General features: G+C 49.2%; 14 protein-coding genes. 1 reads left to right on the forward strand and 13 read right to left on the reverse strand.

What is annotated here, in order from left to right; all coding sequences use genetic code 11:
* The first annotated feature begins 274 nt into the window (after positions 1–274).
* Positions 275–967, forward strand: coding sequence for an aspartate/glutamate racemase family protein (locus tag PLA01S_RS05105; protein WP_127590431.1), 693 nt, complete (start codon positions 275–277; stop codon positions 965–967).
* A gap of 96 nt (positions 968–1063) precedes the next feature.
* Here PLA01S_RS05105 and PLA01S_RS05110 read toward each other — a convergent pair whose 3' ends face one another.
* From PLA01S_RS05110 to PLA01S_RS05170, 13 genes are all read right to left on the reverse strand, one after another.
* The gene (locus PLA01S_RS05110) at positions 1064–1720 is read right to left on the reverse strand and encodes a GAP family protein (protein WP_127590432.1); all 657 of its coding nucleotides are present in this window, start codon (positions 1718–1720) and stop codon (positions 1064–1066) included.
* Positions 1717–2496, reverse strand: coding sequence for a MerR family transcriptional regulator (locus PLA01S_RS05115; protein ID WP_127590434.1), 780 nt, complete (start codon positions 2494–2496; stop codon positions 1717–1719). The genes PLA01S_RS05110 and PLA01S_RS05115 overlap by 4 nt, the downstream gene beginning before the upstream one ends.
* A 157-nt stretch (positions 2497–2653) precedes the next feature.
* Complete coding sequence (locus tag PLA01S_RS32420) at positions 2654–2920, reverse strand: hypothetical protein (protein WP_246059338.1); 267 nt, start codon at positions 2918–2920, stop codon at positions 2654–2656.
* A gap of 307 nt (positions 2921–3227) precedes the next feature.
* Positions 3228–3899, reverse strand: a complete 672-nt coding sequence (locus PLA01S_RS05125; RefSeq protein WP_127590436.1) for a bifunctional 2-keto-4-hydroxyglutarate aldolase/2-keto-3-deoxy-6-phosphogluconate aldolase — start codon at positions 3897–3899, stop codon at positions 3228–3230.
* A gap of 26 nt (positions 3900–3925) precedes the next feature.
* The gene (locus tag PLA01S_RS05130) at positions 3926–5587 is read right to left on the reverse strand and encodes a hypothetical protein (protein WP_127590438.1); all 1662 of its coding nucleotides are present in this window, start codon (positions 5585–5587) and stop codon (positions 3926–3928) included.
* A 244-nt stretch (positions 5588–5831) separates the two neighbouring features.
* Positions 5832–7691 (reverse strand): glycoside hydrolase family 35 protein, encoded by a 1860-nt coding sequence (locus PLA01S_RS05135; RefSeq protein WP_127590440.1) that lies wholly within the window; start codon positions 7689–7691, stop codon positions 5832–5834.
* Positions 7692–7730: 39 nt separating this feature from the next.
* Positions 7731–8990, reverse strand: a complete 1260-nt coding sequence (locus tag PLA01S_RS05140; protein ID WP_127590442.1) for an alpha-L-fucosidase — start codon at positions 8988–8990, stop codon at positions 7731–7733.
* A gap of 73 nt (positions 8991–9063) precedes the next feature.
* The gene (locus tag PLA01S_RS05145) at positions 9064–11415 is read right to left on the reverse strand and encodes a glycoside hydrolase family 95 protein (RefSeq protein ID WP_127590444.1); all 2352 of its coding nucleotides are present in this window, start codon (positions 11413–11415) and stop codon (positions 9064–9066) included.
* A gap of 122 nt (positions 11416–11537) precedes the next feature.
* Positions 11538–12920: an ABC transporter substrate-binding protein gene (locus tag PLA01S_RS05150; protein ID WP_127590446.1), complete on the reverse strand. Its 1383-nt coding sequence runs from the start codon at positions 12918–12920 to the stop codon at positions 11538–11540.
* 152 nt (positions 12921–13072) lie between these two features.
* Entirely contained in the window at positions 13073–13909 is an 837-nt protein-coding gene (locus PLA01S_RS05155; protein ID WP_164817335.1) for a carbohydrate ABC transporter permease, read from the reverse strand.
* An 18-nt stretch (positions 13910–13927) separates the two neighbouring features.
* On the reverse strand, positions 13928–14848 hold the full coding sequence (locus PLA01S_RS05160; protein WP_127590448.1) for a carbohydrate ABC transporter permease: 921 nt from the start codon (positions 14846–14848) through the stop codon (positions 13928–13930).
* A 361-nt stretch (positions 14849–15209) separates the two neighbouring features.
* Complete coding sequence (locus PLA01S_RS05165; protein ID WP_127590450.1) at positions 15210–16799, reverse strand: response regulator; 1590 nt, start codon at positions 16797–16799, stop codon at positions 15210–15212.
* Positions 16796–18520 carry a sensor histidine kinase gene (locus PLA01S_RS05170; protein WP_127590452.1) on the reverse strand — a complete coding sequence of 575 codons (1725 nt, stop codon included), beginning with the start codon at positions 18518–18520 and terminating at the stop codon, positions 16796–16798. Before PLA01S_RS05170 ends, PLA01S_RS05165 begins: the two co-directional genes overlap by 4 nt.
* Positions 18521–18525: the final 5 nt, after the last annotated feature.

Consider the following 18525-nt stretch of genomic DNA (forward strand, 5'->3'; position numbering starts at 1 on the left):
GAAGTATGGAAATTATTCGAATGGATAAGTTGCTTGTTTCTCTCAACAAAAAAACCGCGTAATTACGCGGTTTCTCATAAGATGAAGTTGAAATATGGCATTCTTCATACGAATCCATCTTCGAATAAATGGGGCTGCTAGTCTATTTGGGGCACGGGTGTTCAGCTCGGGCACTCGGATGCGAACACCATAGAGCCGTTACAGAGATAGCATTGGTTATGTATGTTGAAACACCCTATAATGGGTTTACTTAGGATCGTAAAGGAGCTTATCTATGAAGACGATTGGACTTATCGGGGGAATGAGCTGGGAATCCTCCATTGAATACTACAGAATCATAAATGAGCAGGTGAGAAGCCGCATGGGTGGCCTCCACTCGGCCAAATGCCTTATGTACAGCGTGAATTTCGAAGAGATTGAACGCTATCAATCTGAGGGAAATTGGAAAAAAGCCGGTAAAACATTGGGCGAAGTTGCGCTTTCTTTAGAAAAAGGCGGCGCCGATTTTGTTGTGATATGTTCCAATACGATGCACATGGTACTAGAGGATATTGAAGAAAAAATAAGTATCCCTGTGCTGCACATCGCCGATGCCACAGCAAATCAAATCCGTGAACAGGGGATTCGTACAGTAGGCTTGCTTGGAACCAAATATACCATGGAGCAGAATTTTTACAAGCAAAGATTAGAATCTAATCACATCAAAGTGCTTATCCCCAATGAACAAGATCGAGAGATCGTAAATAAAGTGATATATGAGGAATTATGTCTCGGTCACATCCAATCGGATTCAAAAGCTTACTATAAAGAAGTTATTGAACGGCTGATTCAAGATGGAGCCGAAGGAATTATTCTAGGCTGTACGGAAATCGGATTATTAATAAAACCCGAGGATTCCAAAGTTCCTCTGTTTGATACAACCTTCATACATGCCATTGAAGCTGTTCATACCTCGTTGGAAGGCTGACTCTTCATGGGCTGACCCTCCCGATTTCGAGGGAGGGTGCCGATGCTTCTCGGCCCTCTCTTATCCAGCGAGTTCTTCATTCAAAATCGGATTTCTTTACAAGTTATCTATGCTGTTCAGTAACAAGATCAGCCCGGCAATGCACAGCACCCATGACAGAATCGATCCGGAGCTCTTGGCGATTCTCAGGCGCAGCTTCTCCAGCGGACGCTGCATCATGCGGCCTAATACGAGGTGTAAACCGAGCAATATGAATGGAGGCAGCACCATCACGATATTGTATGCAGCCAGGATGGGCATCCATTGAACCGTAGTTAACTGCGCCTTTGTCATGAGTCCGATTGCCGCAAAATACGGAAGGGCTGTTGCTACCTCCAGCAGGGACGTCGTGACACCAAGCCCGATCATGGCCCCGAAGCTTTTCGATCTTGGACGGCGCGGTTCGGACGTTTTTTTCGTTGGGATAAAGAAGCTGGCGATAAACAGGACTCCGCCGATCATGGCCATGACCCAGCTGACCGTTCGATTCTGAAAGATGCCGGTTACGGACTGCAGAACAGCATCCAAGCCCAGCATAAGCGCAGCTCCTACCAGGAAGTAGAAACCCGCCACTGTGAATAAATAAATGAATAAACGCGGGATTAACCGGTCCCGTTCGGTCAAGAGCAAATACACCGTTACGCCAAGCGTGGCTGGACTCAGCGTATCCAAGAGTGATAAGGCTCCAATGGAGAGCAGCAGTTCCAGCGTCAAGTAGTCTCCCCCTCTTCAACTTGTTTTTTGTCCTTTTGTAATACATAAATTTCAAAAGCCTGTTCCATGAATTGAAGAAGTTCATCCTCGATGGGATATAACCCCATCTGCTCCGACTGTGCTCGAGATTTACGGATTTCCCACAGCTTATCTACGAAGGGATCTTCATCTTCAAATACCTCCAGTCGTTTCTCATCCATCCGCCGCACAATTCGTTGTACATCCGGTGAGTCGGGTCCGTCCTGCATCCTCCTTTTGAGCTGCCCCAACAGAGCGATCCACTCGAGAGAGTCCGGGTCCGTGCTGTTCATATTAGGGAGCAGATTTAACAACTCTACTTCGCGCTTCTCAAACATTTGCTGCCTTAACGAATGCTTTAACGATGGGTCTCTTCCGGAGAGGTGAATTAATTTCTGAATGACATCCCAGCTTGTCTCACCTTCCACCGCGATGCTATGAAGCACAGCCCGCAGCGCCGATTCCATCTGGTTCAGCTTTTTTTGTTCGTTCAACACGAAGTCCAACTGATTCATCAAACTGGTGGACCAGTTCCATTCCGGATTTGAAATCATATCCGATATTTCTTGCAAACTGAAACCCAGCCTTTTCAGAAACTGTATTTGCTGCAGCTTCTTTAATTCATCATCACTGTATATACGATGTTTGCCCGGTGTTTTGGCGGCAGGAATCAGCAGGCCAATCTGGTCATAATAGCGCAGCGTTCTTACCGTAATACCCGTCTGTTTGGATAATTCTTGAATGGGAATCGACTTCATCACCTGCTTTCATAATCGTCTCTGATACCTTCAGTATATAAGATGACGTTACGTCGCTTTCAAGCTTTTTAACAAAAAAATAGTACATTTGTGATTGGATGCAGCCGGCACAAAAAAAGCCCGAGGTATCGGGCATTGTTCTAACACATTCTGAAATTCACTTCGATTTGAGGATTTTCGTTCTGGTTAACCCGATCAGATAAAGACCCATGGGAATCACCAACAAGTGAAGAAGGGCGTAACTCGACCACACATTCTGAATGATATCAGCAACATAGACGGTGTTGATGTATGTATTCCAGGCCACGATGATAAACAGCACGGACAACGGATAGATTAACGGATTTTGTTCCTTCAGTCGGAACACGGTCTTCATTCCTTGAAGAATGGAAAGATACAATAGAGAGATCTTGTTAAAACCCACCTGCAACAGCTCCCCCCATCCATGCCCTCTCCCCTTTTTTCTCCCCCTTGGCCAGAGGCAGGAACACCATCAGCACAATCAGTTTCTAAAACATGGAGGCATGGAATCCGGCCTTGGCAACAGGCATCCAGCCTCCCTCAAACATCGACCTGATATGGTTCCAATCGAACTGGGGAATGATCGAGAGGACAAGGACCATAAACAGAATGAACTTTCAAATAACAAATAACGCCTACTGAAGACTCGGGGAGTCCGCAACAGGCGTTATCTGATCAAAATTTTCTACCACTTTAAAGTATTGTTAATGTTAATGCGTCTGCCCTTTAGCCTGCAAATACGCTCGCTTGTAATCGGCCGCTTTTTGGGCGATCAAGCTGTAGTCCTGCCGCTTCAAGGCTTCGCTTGTCAGATCCGAGCCAATACCGACGGCTATTGCCCCCGCCTTAATCCATTCGCCAAGATTATCAAGCGAGACGCCACCGGTCGGCATAATATTCGCCTGTGGCAGCGGACCCTTGATCGCCTTGATCATCGACGGATCATACAGGTTGCCAGGGAACAGCTTGACAATGTCCGCCCCCAGTTCCAGTGCTTCCTGGATTTCCTTGATTGTCATTACCCCCGGCATGACCGGAATCCGATAGCGGTTGCACAACATCACGGTATCCCTGCTCAGGCACGGCCCAACAACAAACTGGGCACCGCTCAATATCGCAGCACGCGCGGTTTCCGGATCAAGCACTGTACCTACCCCAATGATGGCGTAGGAGGAAGGGTCTTGGGCGTTCCAGGAATATTTACGCGACAGCGTTTCAATAGCCCGGAGCGCAAACGGTACGGTCATCGTCACCTCAATCACTTTGATGCCGCCGGCAATCGCCTGCTCGGCCATCTCCACAACCTGCTCCGGCGTTTCGCCGCGCAGGACGGCGACGACTCCTTCTTCCGCGATTTTTTGAATCAGCTGCAGTTTCTTCATCTTAACTCCTCTTTTCTATTCGATAACTACACAGAATACAATTCAAACGTACACTCCGCTCCGTTTATCGTTCTCGCTGAGCTGCCTGAAGCCATGACCTTCAGATGTAGTCGATCCTCGGTCATCCATCCTGTATACGCAACCTCAAGGCTGCCGTCTGTTTTGAATTCCGGTCCGTGTTCGGACATCCGCCGCGCAAATGCCGCTAGCTGTCCGATGCCCCTGTGCTCCGCTTCTTGAACGGACACCGCCTCTATGGTAAGACCGATTCCGGCTCCCTGACAAACAACCAAATGATAGCCGGACTGTTCCCTAATGTCATAAGCAGTCCCGTTGCTCAAATGAACGGCAAAATAGACATCGTCTACTTTGCCGTACAAAGCTTCTGCCTCATACAACCATTCCCCTTCCGGTAGAACGCCAACAACTTCTCCGCCCCCATCATCCGCTGATTCCGGCAGCGGATACAGCGCCAGCACCACATTTTTGTGGTACAGCACCTCCATCCACTCGCTTTGGTGACGGGGATCGCTTCCAGAAGGATCATATCCCTCTCCCGGGTGAAAAAAATACAGCTGATTTGCCTTGCCGCCGGTGCGGACAGGGAGGCTGAACATCCAGCGCAGCTGCTCGTTGTCGAACTCACGAACCCGCTCCCACAATCCGCCCGCCGCAAAGTATTCCGTCACATAAGCATAAGAGTGCAGCTGCCGCATCTCGCCGTCAACCGACTTCATCAGAGCCTTGCGCACTTCCGTCGGTTCGCTTCGATTTAAGGCTAGGCGCCGTTTAGCTTCCGGCGCTTCGTGGAACAGAAAACCGGCATACTCCGTGCGCGGCATCTCCTCCGGGAGGCTGAAATCGCCGAACTGCACATAGTCGTGAAGCACATTGGCATCCCTCGGCGCATCATGCGGCCATCCCCTGGAGCGGGCTCCTACCCAAGCCCCTTTCAAATAATAGGACGTGCGCAGGCTCCACAACTCATCCAACAGTTCATTAAGCTCCCGCTTCAATTCCGGCTCCTCCGCCAATTCCAGCGCACAGGTGAACGCCTGTGTCCAATGCCAGAACCACGGCAGGCACCCATACTCAGCCATACCTTCCCGGCGGAGCAGACTCAGAGTATCCCGAAGACTTTGTTTTCCGTCTTCCAGAAGTTCCTTATCGCGAAAGCGCTGGCCGAATATTAACTTGGCTACCGTATATTTAGCCTCATGATGATTGCACACGGTGAGCGGCTTGCGAAAAAAACCTCCGTGGTAGATGTGTTCCACCGCAGCCACAAACTCCGCCGCCAAGCCCTCGCTCATCTCTCTTTCAAACTTACGATGGAAAAAAACCATCAAGCTTCCCATCAATTCTACCGGCAGCGCATGCGGATTCGCCGCTTCCGGTTTCGACCCAAGGTTCAGCGGCCAGTGTCCGTACATCTGACTCTTCGCGTCCCTGTTCTGCAGCCGCAGCACACGACCCAGAACCTCCTCAGCCAGACGCTTACCTTCCTGCCGGTTGAACCGCGGATCATTCTCAAAGTCTACCGAAGCAGCAAACAGATAGGAGGCATAATAGAAGTTATCACGCACATCCCTATGAAACCACAGTCCGCTGGATTGCAGAGACTGTCTCCATGCTTGTTCCGCAACGTTCTGGACAATCCGGTTCATTCTATCTTTATAATCGTTCATGTGTTCTCCTTTCCCAATCCGATAGGTAAAGCTGCTTCCCAACATAATGTAAAATTAATACGAACAAAAAGAAACCTAATTTGAACCTATATAAACATTAAATACCTAAATGAACAAAAAGGGAAGCTATACTTCAGAACCCATGCCATCATTTATCTTATTTGCAGCAAAAACCCAACCAGAGAGCTTCTCTGGCCGGGCTCGTTGAACTTGGTGAACTGTACAATATCGGTGTCTTTATGGACTATTTGTCTTCTCCGTCCTGTACGAAATTGAGCACAGCCTCGTCCACCGCCGCGGTCTGTCCAAGGTCCGGTTGATCCGACAGTTCTACTTCGCAAGATTCGGGACGGCCATGCAGTTCGAAAAGAACCAGTTCGTTGTTCCCTTTATGCAATAAAGGGCCGGGAATATACAATGCCTTTTGCGGCCCCGCCTTCCAGTACCGGCCGAGATTGAAGCCGTTGATCCAGGCAACACCCTTAGTCCAGCCATCAAAGCGAAGAAACGTATCGCCGATGTCCTCCACCTCAAAGCAGCCGCGGTAAAATCCTGGCAGGCCCGCGTTTTCTGACTCCGGCATGGACAGCTCTTCTTGCTCCGACTGCCCTTCATCCATAACCGGTTTATAAGAGAGTGAGGCCAGCATTTCGGGCTCCAGCGGCAGGGTCCGGATCGTCCAATCATACAGGAACTGGTTATCGATTCTCACACCTTCCGTGATTCCCTTGGGATCACGGATAAGCGGCCCATAATTGATCCGGCCCATGTTCTCGACGAGAATATCCAGCCTGGCTCCGTTTGCGGGAACGGTAATATCGAGCGGCTCTGAATTCCAACGTTCGATTACGCCGAGCGGCCGACCGTCCAGAAATACCTGGGCGCGATCTCGGACCTCCTGGATATGCAGCTGCTGTCCTTGCCGCGGTCCCTGAAGAAAGGTGCTGTACAATATAAAGCCATAGGACTGGCCGAATTTTTCCATCGGCTGGATGCATACGCTTTTTATCGGTTCTGAGAGATGCTGTAGATTGGCTTCCGTAAATAGACCGGCCATTTCAGCCAAAGCAACCTTTCCGTAGGCTGCCTTAGGAACGGGCTCCGGGAAGACACCACCTGGCGCAAAACCATGCTTGCTGAGGACCGACCGTACCGCCTCATATTTCTCTGTCTTATCCCCCCATTCCGTCAAAGGGGCATCATAATCATAGCTTGTCGTTGTTGGCTCATATGCCTGGATGTGATTCGCTCCACTGTAAAAGCCGAAGTTGGTTCCACCATGGAACATATACATATTGATCGAGGAGCCCTTCTCGAGCATTTCATCCAGTACGCCGGCGACATCCGCCGCATCCCGCACATGATGATCCTCCATCCAGTGATCAAACCAGCCGTTCCAGAATTCCATGACCATCAGCGGCTCTTCCGTTCGATATTCCCGGTATTTGCGGAAGGATTCCTCTACCCTGGAACCGAAATTCACAGTCGCATGCACATCATCAAGTGACCCGCCTAGCAGCATTTCGTCGGTTGGCCCGTCGGAGGTAAAGAGAAGCACATCAACACCCCGCCGCACCAGCCCTGCGCGCAAATACTCCAGATAGGCGTGATCGTTGCCATAACTACCGTATTCATTTTCGACCTGCACGGCCAGAATCGGCCCGCCGTTTGTGGACAGTAGAGGAACCAGTCTTGGGATCAGCTCATCGTAATAATGATCCACCTTGCTCAAATAGAGCGGGTCACTGCAACGAAGCTGGACTTCTCCATAACTAAGCAGCCAGCCCGGCAAACCTCCAAATTCCCACTCCGCACAGATAAACGGGCTTGGTCTGACAATAACGTGCAGGCCTAATTTCCCGGCTAATTCGATAAACGATACGACGTCGGCCATGCCGCTAAAGTTAAATTCCCCTTCTTTGGGTTCGTGTACATTCCAGGCGATATAAGTTTCAACGGTATTAAAGCCGCCGGCCTTTAATTTTAATAGCCTGTCCTCCCAATATTCAGGAACGACACGGAAATAGTGAATCGCTCCCGATATGATCCGGTACGGCTGCCCGTTCAACACGTATTGTCCGTTCTCCCAAGTGAGCATTGCCATTACAGATCCCCTCCACCTCATGATGATAAAATCCAACGTTTATTGCCCACAGCGATAAAGCGCTATGTTTTTGATTTTCGGACTTGCTGCCGATTGCAGTACCCGTAAACGCACCTTGTCGGCAGATACCGGAGAGAATGCATCGATTTTTTTGTGGCCGATCGCGCTGCCGCGTGTAACCTCAAGCCACTCTCCATCGATGAAGGCTTCCAGCACATATTGACTTACCCGTTCTCCGTAAGCAATGTCCTCCATGACAACGGCATGATCGATCACGCATGCTCCAGGAAGGGTAACCTCTACGACCTCACCCGATCCCGAGCTTTCAGCCAGGGCATGACCAAACCGACGCTCGATCTCTCTGCCAAATGCTAGAAGCCGCTTTACATCGGCTTCCGGAAGCAGCCCCCGATGGTCTGGAGCGACATTGAGCAGCAAGGTCGCCCCATGTCCGACCGATCGATAATAGATTTCCATTAACTGATCAACGGACAACAACAAGTGTTCTTCGTCTGGATGCCAGAACCAGCGGTCTTTGCGAATGGGAACATCGCATTCCGCAGGTACCCAGCCGGGCGTCTCCGGCAGCCACTTCAGCGATTCTTCGCTGAACATGCTGCCCCGCGAAGAATCGGCCGTGTTCCAGCAAGGATACGGAGCTACACCATCCTCATTGCCGACCCAACGGATCGTCGGCGCGCCCATATTAAACACCATGGCGCTGGGCTGATACCTTTTAACGAGATCCATGATTCGGGGCCAGTCATATTCGCGGCCTTCCGACCCCGCACCGTCAAACCATATTTCCACCAGTGGACCATAGCCGGTTAAGAGTTCCTCCAATTGTTTGCAGTAAAAGTCATCATATTTCTGCGGGTCGGCATAACATGGCTCATGCCTGTCCCAAGGGGATACATAAATACCGAATCCGATCCCCTCTTCCCGGCAAGCATCTGCGCATTCTTTTACGACATCGCCCAGCCCATCCTTCCACGGGCTCGAGGCTACGGAGTAATCCGTTGTCGCCGTCGGCCACAGGCAAAAGCCGTCATGGTGCTTGGCCGTCAATATGAAATAACGGAATCCCGCTTCCTTCGCGGACCTGACCCACTGTTTGGCATCCAGGCGGTCCGGATTAAACAAAGCCGGAGCATCCTTGCCTTCCCCCCATTCCTGGTCACAGAACGTATTGATTCCAAAATGGCAGAACATCCCGAGCTCCATGTCCTGCCAGACTAGCTGCTCTGGGGTCGGCAAAGCCGCAAGATCATCCGTATGCTGCTTCAAATCATCATTCATCTTTATTCACTCCCTCACATGAGTTTTGCTTCAGTATGAAACTTAGATCCAATAGAATAAATGACATGGTTCATTATCTTTTTAAAACAATCAGATAGGTCTCTCCCCCCTCAGCCGCAAACGTATATTGATAACCCAAGCCTGAGCTTAGGCATGTTATAGGTACAGGAACATGCGTGGAATCAAGTATGACAAGCTGCTGCCCGCTAAATAAAACACAATCCCTGAAATTCTCCGAATAAATCTCAGCCGCTTCAAGCTTGCCTTCTTTCCAGCTAATATTTACGGTATAACCGCCCCTAGCACGCAGTCCCTTCACCGAACCACTTGCCCATGAGGACGGCAGAGCAGGAAGCAAACGAACTTCGCCGCCATGGGATTGCAGCAGCATCTCCTGGATCGCGGCCGCTCCGCCGAAATTGGCATCAATTTGAAAAGGGGGATGGTCACCGAACAAATTCGGATGTACTGCCTTGACCAGCAGCTCGCGAAGACTGGCATGCGCTTTCTCTCCCTCGCCAAGTCTGGACCAGAAATTCGTGATCCACGCTTGACTCCAACCGGTATGTCCTCCGCCATTCTTTAAGCGCCGTTCCAGCGTTGCCTTGGCAGCCTTCCCTAACTCGGGCATGTGATGAGGGATAATCTGTTCTCCCGGGTGCAGAGCGAATAAATGTGAGATATGGCGATGACCCGGCTCAAACTCTTCATAATCAACAGCCCATTCCATGACCTGTCCGTATCGGCCGATTTGAGGCTGAGGAAGCTTCGCCCGCGTACCACTCCATTGTCTACTCCATTCCTCATCCAGCTCCAGAATCTCCGCTGCTTCAATACAGGCGGTAAATAACGCATATAAAATTTGTGAATCCATCGAAGGACCAGAGCATAAGGAACCGATCTGTCCTTTCTCGTTAATATAGCTGTTCTCCGGTGAGAGCGAAGGCGAAGTAACCAGATAGCCGTTCTCATCAAAAACAAGAAAATCAAGAAAGAACAAGGAAGCCTCCTTCAGGACTGGATAAGCCCGTTCACGCAGGAATGACTCTGACAGGCTATAGCGGTAATGCTCCCATAAATGAAGTGCCAGCCATGCCCCGCCCATCGGCCAGAAAATAGCGGGTGTCCATGCTCCAAACAAGCCGCTCTCTGCCCACAGATTTGATGAAGTGTGCGCCGTAAAACCTCTCGCCCCATACAGAGATTTCGCGGTCTTCCGCCCGTTGATGACCAAACGATCGATAAAATCGAACAATGGCTCGTGACATTCTGGCAAATTACCTGTCTCGGCAATCCAATAGTTCATTTGCAAATTAATGTTCAGATGATAATCACTCTCCCAGGGTGGCGTGAAACTTTCATTCCAGATTCCCTGCAAATTGGCAGGTAACCCCCCCGGTCTCGAGCTTGCCATCAGTAAATACCGGCCATATTGATAGAACAACGCCTCAAGCCCAGGATCATTCACCCCTTGCCGATAAAGCTGTAGTCTCTCCGAAGTAGGTTTATCAACAAGTGCATCTTCTGCCTCTGAAGCGCTCTCTTCCGTTACCGGAGTTATCCATGTATCAGCCGCTTCGATTTCCAGACTTACTCGCTCAAATAAAGCGCAATGATCAGCAATATGCTCATCCAGCAATGAGCCATATGGCAGCAATATAGCGGATTCCGCTTGTCTCAGCGCCTCCCGGTACGGGTCAGCACAGCGGAACGATGTTTGAGCGGCGAGCAGCAAAGTAACGACATCGGCAGACTGGATATTGAGGTAATTGCCAACCGTTTCACACTTGCCGCCAATCGTATCAGCATGAAGTACTGCCGCGTATTTAACACCATCCGGCCCACATATGTCCTCCATCGCCAATGTACGTTCATTTTCTCGCTTTATGTTTCCATCGAAGGGTCGCCTGCTTAACCGGACTGATACATGAATAGCTGCAGGCTCCGATGCGGAAATACGAACGACCAGCACTTGATGAACAGCGCTAGCAAAGACTTCTCGATCATAGAGAATACCTTTCTCTTCCCAGCTTACGGAAGCAACGCCTGTCCTCAGATTCAGCTCCCGCCTGTAATGATTAACTTCTGACGTGCCGGATTTGAACTGAAGCAGCAACTCTCCCAACGGTTGGTAAGGTCCAAAGTATGGCGGAGCATTCGTAAAATGTGTAAGCGCCAGCTGCTCCCCTTCTCGCAGCTCCCCACAGCGAAGAAGAGATCTGATATCATCCAGCTTTTCTAACGCCTCTGGATTGTCATGCTGTTTTGGTCCGCCATACCAGACGGAATCTTCATTCAAACCGATCCGCTCGGTGGACACACCGCCAAATACCATCGCTCCGAGTCTCCCGTTGCCGATGGGAAAAGCCTCCGTCCAGAGCTGTGCAGGCCGTCGTTCTACAAGCTTTCTATTATCGTTGATCATCGCTTTGCTCCTATTTTTGAATATCACAATAGAATAAGGGCTGCCTCAGATGTATGATCACTGAAGACAGCCCTTCCAATCAATAGCTAAGCATCAACCTTGCGGTTTTTATCAAGGCCCGATTATTTAACTAAGCCTTTTTCGTTGATGATCTTCGTTGCTTCGTCAACCATCCATTTCTGAACTTCATCAATCGGCTCATTACTGAGCATGAATTTTGCAAAGCCGTCATCAATGATCTTGGTCAATTCCGAGGTAGCTGTCATCATGACTTTGGCTGCATCCAGATACTGGATATCATCGCTGAACAGCGTATATTTCAAGGAATCCATGTCGTACTTATCCTCTTTACCGGCAACCAGCTTCGTCAGTAATTCTTCGTTATTAGCCTTCTTGTAGCCAGAAAACTCAAGTCTGTTGTCCGAATCGGCTGTTGTCATGAATCTCATAAGCTTGAAAGAAGCTTCCTTGTTGGCGGAATTGGCGCCCATCGCCAGCATGCTGCCGCTCGTGAAGTATTTTCCTTCATACTCTTTAGGTTCCCAGCCAGCAGGAGGCACAGGTACAGGAGCGAAGGCTGTTTTGAAATCATGCGGATATTGCTCCGTATTGCCTGGATCCGCTATCGTAAAGTTGCCTGTAAGAATCATAGCGGCTTCTTCATTGAAAAATTCAGTACGGTAGTTCAGCTTCGCGGCAAGCACGTCACTGTAAGGTTTGGCCGACTTGTCCGTCTCCTCCATATCTTTGCGGAGCTGGAAGAAATACTTGTAAGTCGGATCGGACAGAATGGTCGTTCCGTCCTCGTATACGAACGGATCTTTCATCATGGTTTGCGCCGGAGCATTCATATAAAGCTCCCACGTATGGAAGTAAGACCCATAACGCTTGTCAACGCCTTCGCCCTTGGTCAGCTTTTTGGAGTATTCGCGGTAATCATCCCAAGTCCAGCCGAATTTCGGAACCTCAAGTCCCGCTTCATTCAGAGCATCCTTGTTGAGCATCACATAGTTCATGCTCTTGGTGTACTGCATGCCATAATACTTGTCATCTACCTTGGCATTGACGAAGTACTCGTCTTCCGGAACCAGACTTTCTTGCTCATAGAACTCGTTCAGGGGAGCAAGAGCTCCGCGTGTAGCCCGTTCGAGAACTCCGCCCAAGCTTGGAAACTGTATCACGTCGATTGCTTCGCCGGAAGAGATCAGGAAATCCAGCTTTTTCAACATTTCCACGGAATCGCCGGGTACCAGAACCACGTGTTCGACCTTGATATTCGGATTCTGATCCATAAATTCCTGAAGCATGGCGTCCGTACCCGCCTGTTGAGCTTCGTTATCCCAGTTGTAATACTTGACGGTAACCTGCTTGTCCGTCTGACCGTTTCCGGCGTTTTTGCTAGCACCCGTTTCTGATCCGGAATTCCCGCAGCCGCTTAATACCAGGGTGCTCGCCAGGATCGTGCTAAGAATGACGGATAATCTGTGTTTGCTTTTTTTCTTCATCTTACTTCCCCCTGCACAGATAAATTAGTTGTCGTGCTGTTTCCATGTTCATTATAGGCACCAGCAAGGCCGATCAAGTGCACAATTTTGAGGTTCTAGGATTACATTTTTGACTTTCCGCAAACTTCTGATTTTTGACTTTAGACTTAGTATCAACCTTTTACCCCGCCTAAAGCAATGCCGTTTATGACCTGCTTTTGCAAAGCGATGAACACAATGACCAGCGGAATGATCGCCGATACCGCCGCCATCATCATAATGGCATAGTTGTTGGTGTAGTCATCACGGAACAGCGTCATACCCAGCGGAATGGTGTATAAGTCCTTGTCTAGCAAGAAGATCAACGGATTCTGGTAATCGTTCCAGGTCCAAATGAATTTAATGATCGCAACCGTCGCCAGCACAGGCTTGCACAGCGGCACCATAATGGAAGCAAATGTCCGCAGATGGCCCGCTCCGTCAATTCTGGCCGCTTCCAAATATTCATCGCTGATCCCGATCATAAATTGGCGCAGCAGGAACGTAAAGTAGATCGAGAACATGCTCATGAAGATGATGGCCGCATGCGTATTGTAGAGACCAAACCAGCGAATCAGCAGAAATCGCGGAATCAGCGTCGCCTGATCCGGAATGATCATGAACGAGAGCAAGGCCATAAAGACAAGATTCCGTCCTTTGAATCGAATCTTCGTCAGCGCATAAGCTGCCATGGATGAGATAATCAGCGTGATTAAGGTCGTAATAATCGCTATTTTAAAAGAATTGAAATAGAAATCATAGAAGGGGACTCTTCCCATCCAGACCATCTTGAAATTATAGGCCAAATTCACCTTCTCGGGTATCCATTGAATCGGAAAACGCATAACGTCCTTCTCATATTTGAAAGCCGCGGAAATCATCCAGATGAGCGGAACGAGAAACACGATGGACAAAGCCCCCATGAAAAGGGTGATTACCACTTTGGACATGTTTTTTCGAAGCAGCTGCATGTACATTCCTCTCCCTCCTTATTCTTCATTTCTCATTTTCCAGGTGAGCGCGGTAATCAGACCGATTATCGCGAACAGCAGCCAGGAAATGGCCGAAGCGTATCCCATATTGTAATATTGAAAGCCTTCCTCATAGATGCGGAATACCAGCACGGTAGAAGAATTGTTCGGGCCGCCTTCCGTTAAAAAGGCGATGATGTCAAACACTTTAAACGAGCCAATCAGCATCGTAATCAACAGGAAGAAGGTTGTCGGACGAAGCATCGGAACCGTGATGGCAAAGAACTTTTTAATTGCACTGGCGCCGTCAATATCCGCGGCTTCGTAAATTTCATTCGAAATGTTCGTGAGCCCGGCCATATAGATAATGATCGTGTAGCCCAACCCCGCCCAGGAACTGATAATTGAAATCGCCAAGAGCGACGTTTTCGGATCGACCAGCCATTTCGGCGGACTGCTGATCCCGAGTTCCATCAGAAACTGGTTGATCGGTCCCAGCGACGGGTGGAATAATGCGCTCCACACGGCAGCAACTGCGATGATCGATGAGATATAAGGAATAAAGAATGCAACTTTAAAATAACTCTTGAAGAACACGCTGTTGTGAATCAATACCGAAAGCACCAGAGCAATCGCAATCGGGATCGGCACTGTAAGAACCATATAAATCAAATTGTTCTTTATCGCTTGAATAATGGTCGGATCATGGAACATCTTGATGTAGTTATCCAGTCCGGTAAACTCGATACCCTTGACGCCCGACAGCATATCCCAATCGGATAAACTCAAATACAAAGAAAATCCAAGGGCGAATACGTTTAATAGCAGCATCCCGACAATTTCCGGGGCCAGAAACAGCCACCCGATCAAAGCCTCTTTCCGCTTGGGAGTCCAAAACTTCCGCCGGCTCTTGGGCACTGGTTGTTGTACAGCCTCCATGTAGCATCACCTCAACAATTTGTAAGTTGTCATTATAGTAATACATCCGCCATCGGCAAGAAGGAGGGATTATGACCAGCCATGTGCAAGATTTTGACCTAAAAAAGCCCCACAAAGTGGAGCCTATGCTTCGATGCTTATTCCAGGTACTTTGCGGGGACCCCAAAACAAAAAGCCCCACAAAGTGGAGCCTATGCTTCGATGCTGATTCTAAATACTTTGCGGGGACCCCAAAACATATAAATGCGAATACATTATTGCTTGCGCTTCGCTTAAAACGTATACATTCTAAAATCTTAAAAAGCCGCCCTTGTTCGGGCGGCTTGCTGCTGCAGCTGTGAATTAAATCGTATCGGTCCTCTTATTTTCGCGCGGTGTACTTCGCTTTATATTCGCTGGGCGTGGTCCCCACATATTTTTTAAACACCTTTGAAAAATACGTCCGATCCGAATAACCTAATCCCATGGCCAGTGACTCCAGATTTTGTCCGGACATTCTGAGCATTTTGGTGGCCATCTTCATTTTGTATTGATGCACGTAGTCCGTGAAGGTCAACCCCGTCATCCGTTTGAAATATCGCGAAAAATAGCTCGGATTCAGAAACAAATAGCGTGCCATGTCGATCGACGTGATGTTATCGTCAAGATGCTGATCGATATATTGCTGGATCACCTGCAGCTTCGGCTCATTCGGGGAGCTTCCCATTCCCGTATGCCGGGTTCCGATCATCTGGGTCAGCTTTCTCTCCACCAGTTCCATCATATCCACCAAGGTGCGAGCTAAAGCAAGATAGGCAAACAGATCCTCATCGAATTTCAGACTGGAGAACATCAGCTCGATACCTCGCAGCATCGAGGAAAGATCCCTGGCAAAGTCGGCCGGATCAATCGACAGCTCTTTCGCGGTGCCGGCGATTATGTGCAGGGTCGTGCGGATACCCTCGAGATCCTGCTTGATGATTTTCCGTTCCAGCTCCGAAACGTAGCTATCAAGAAATCCCTGAGGCGCGGCTTGAAACCACCGCGACCTTATTTGAGAAATTTCGGATATCGTATAGTCGGAATTTTCGTAAAACTCGCATTTGTCATGAAGAATTTCCTGATAGATGGAGCCAATCGAGCTTAATTCCATTTTGTCCGTTACCGTGGTAACGCTCGGTTGAATTTTAAGAAAGTGGACGCACTGATAACGCAGCCGCTGCAAATAATTATGCAGATGCAAGCTGGCATTCTGTGCGAGATTCACCCTAAAGTTATGCAGAATCACAATGTTCCCCTGCTCCATGAACGGCGTAATTCCTTCATACGATTCGGACAATTCCATCGCGATATTGTAGACAGCGTATAAAATCAGCGGAAATTCCGTTTGCCTGAAACGCTTGTCAAAGCTGGAAAGCTGAATGCTGACCAGCCCCAGCATAAACCACGGATAAGTCCATGAGATGCCGATCTGCGACGCGTAAGCCAACGTGGCCTCGGACGGCGAGCCCTTGATTACCCTTTGCAGCAAATCCTGCCGAAAGAGCTGGCTGTTGTAACTCGCCGCCTCGCGATGAATCAGACCGGCCCGCGTCTTTAACAAGTTCATGGATTTGCCAAGGCTCTGTTCCAACTGCTCAGCTGTAAGCTGATCTTTGATCAAATAATCATCCGCTTGCAGTTTTACGGCTTGCTGGGCATAATGAAAATCCTCATGACAGGTCAGGAAGATAATCCGAACCTCCGGCTTCATGCGAATAAAATGGTCCGCCAACTCCATGCCGTTTTTCTGCGGCAGTCCGATATCCGTAATGACAATGTCCGGCCGGACTTCCTCAAACATATGCAGCGCTTTCGCGCTGGAATACGTACTGCCGGCAATCTGCAGATTGTTTGCCTCCCAGTCAATCATCTGTTGCAGTACCTTGAGCATAGGAACATCATCGTCAATGAGCATTACTCTATACATCATTCTTCCTCTCCCTCCGGTAAAAAACCATGATGATGACTTAGGGGCAAGTACAGTGAAACTGACATTCCTCCCTGCGGAAGGTTGGCGAGTGTCAAACTCGCTTCCTGTCCAAAGGTCAATCGGAGTCTTTGGACCACATTCATAAGTCCGACTCTCTCATAAGCCCCATCCTGCTCGCCGCTTGCTGTTCCCAGCCTACGGTTCAGACATTGGAGCATTTCTTCTTCGGCCCCGGAGCCGTTGTTTGCAATCTCAATTATGATTCCGTCCGGGTGGCTTCGGGAACGGATCTCGATGCGTGGAGTCTGATGATCGACAAGCCCGTGGACGATGGCATTCTCAACGACAGGCTGCAAAATAAGCTTCGGCAAAATGAGCCCCTCGGTTTCCGGATCCAGATCAACCTCTAAGTGAAGCGGGATTTCATTGCGGATTTTCATAATGTCGACATAATGGCCGAGCAGCTTGCATTCCTCGCGTAAAGTGGCCGGTTCATTGACCTTGAGATAGGCTCGGAGCAAACTCATCAGTGAATCTATAATTCCGCTGTGAAGCGTATCCTTTGTCAAGATCAGGCTGCATTTGATCGAATTCAGCGTGTTAATCAAAAAATGAGGACGAATTTGCATAAACAAGGCTTCGAGCTCCATCACCCGCTTCTGTTCCTGCTCCTGTTCGATATCGTGAATCAGCCGCTGTAATTGATCGAGCATCGTATTCAGCGTCTGCCCCAATTCGGCGATATCATCCTTGCCCTTGACCTCCAGCCTGACATCCAGGTTTCCCATTCCGAACTGGCGAACAACCCGCTGCAGCTTGAGAATCGGACTGTGCAGCCTTTTGGCGATCAGGATGGACATCCCGGAGAAAACGAGAAAAAGCAGAAGAACCCCGGCAAGACCGGTATAAAATGTCCGGGATATCTGCCCCGACCACTCTTTCTCCGAAGCCTCATAGGCCAGCTTCCAGTTCGATTTCAAAATGGTCCTGTCCGTTCGGACACTGCCCTTAGTCTCCGTATGATGCGGGATCAGCCCCGAATCGCCTGCGATGAACTCCCCGGTTGTATCAAAGAGCGCCACCTTGCCGAAGTCGACCGTACCGAGCAGCCTGTTGAAGTAAGTATCGGAAATGGCGCTGAGCAGTACGGACACTTGCCTCTTCTCGCGGCTGTCATAGATGACCCTGGCGATATAGTAGCTTTTTCCCTTCCCTGCCGAGTCGCCGCCGTCCATCCCAAGCCATTGCAGGCTTTCCGGTTTATTGAGATCGACGCGCTCCATCAGCTTGTCGACATTTCCGTTTATGGCGGTCAAATCCTCCGTGCCGGAAGAGATGACGAAATGCTGACGGTTGACCAAGTACATGCGGACGTTATTATTCAGCGGCTTGGAGTTAATCAGGGAAAATACATCCTGAATTTGTCTAAAATGCACATAATCCTGATAAGTAGCCAGCCGTGTTGTGTCTGCAAATGACTTCAGGATATTGCGAACATTCGTATCGTTCACGATAAAATGGGAAGCAAACGTTACATCGTCAATCGTCTTGCTCAGCTCATCCGTCATGACGTTCAGGACATTCTCGTTGCTGAGCTGCAGCTTCTCTACCATCGTATCCCGAATCAGAACAAACGAAATGATAGAAACCGCTATCAGCGGAATAAAGATCAGCAAAAGAAACGACAGCTGGATGCGTTTGTAGTAGGTGAATTTGAACATTTTCT

Source organism: Paenibacillus lautus NBRC 15380, from assembly GCF_004000945.1.
GTDB classification, from domain to species: Bacteria; Bacillota; Bacilli; order Paenibacillales; family Paenibacillaceae; genus Paenibacillus_AQ; species Paenibacillus_AQ lautus.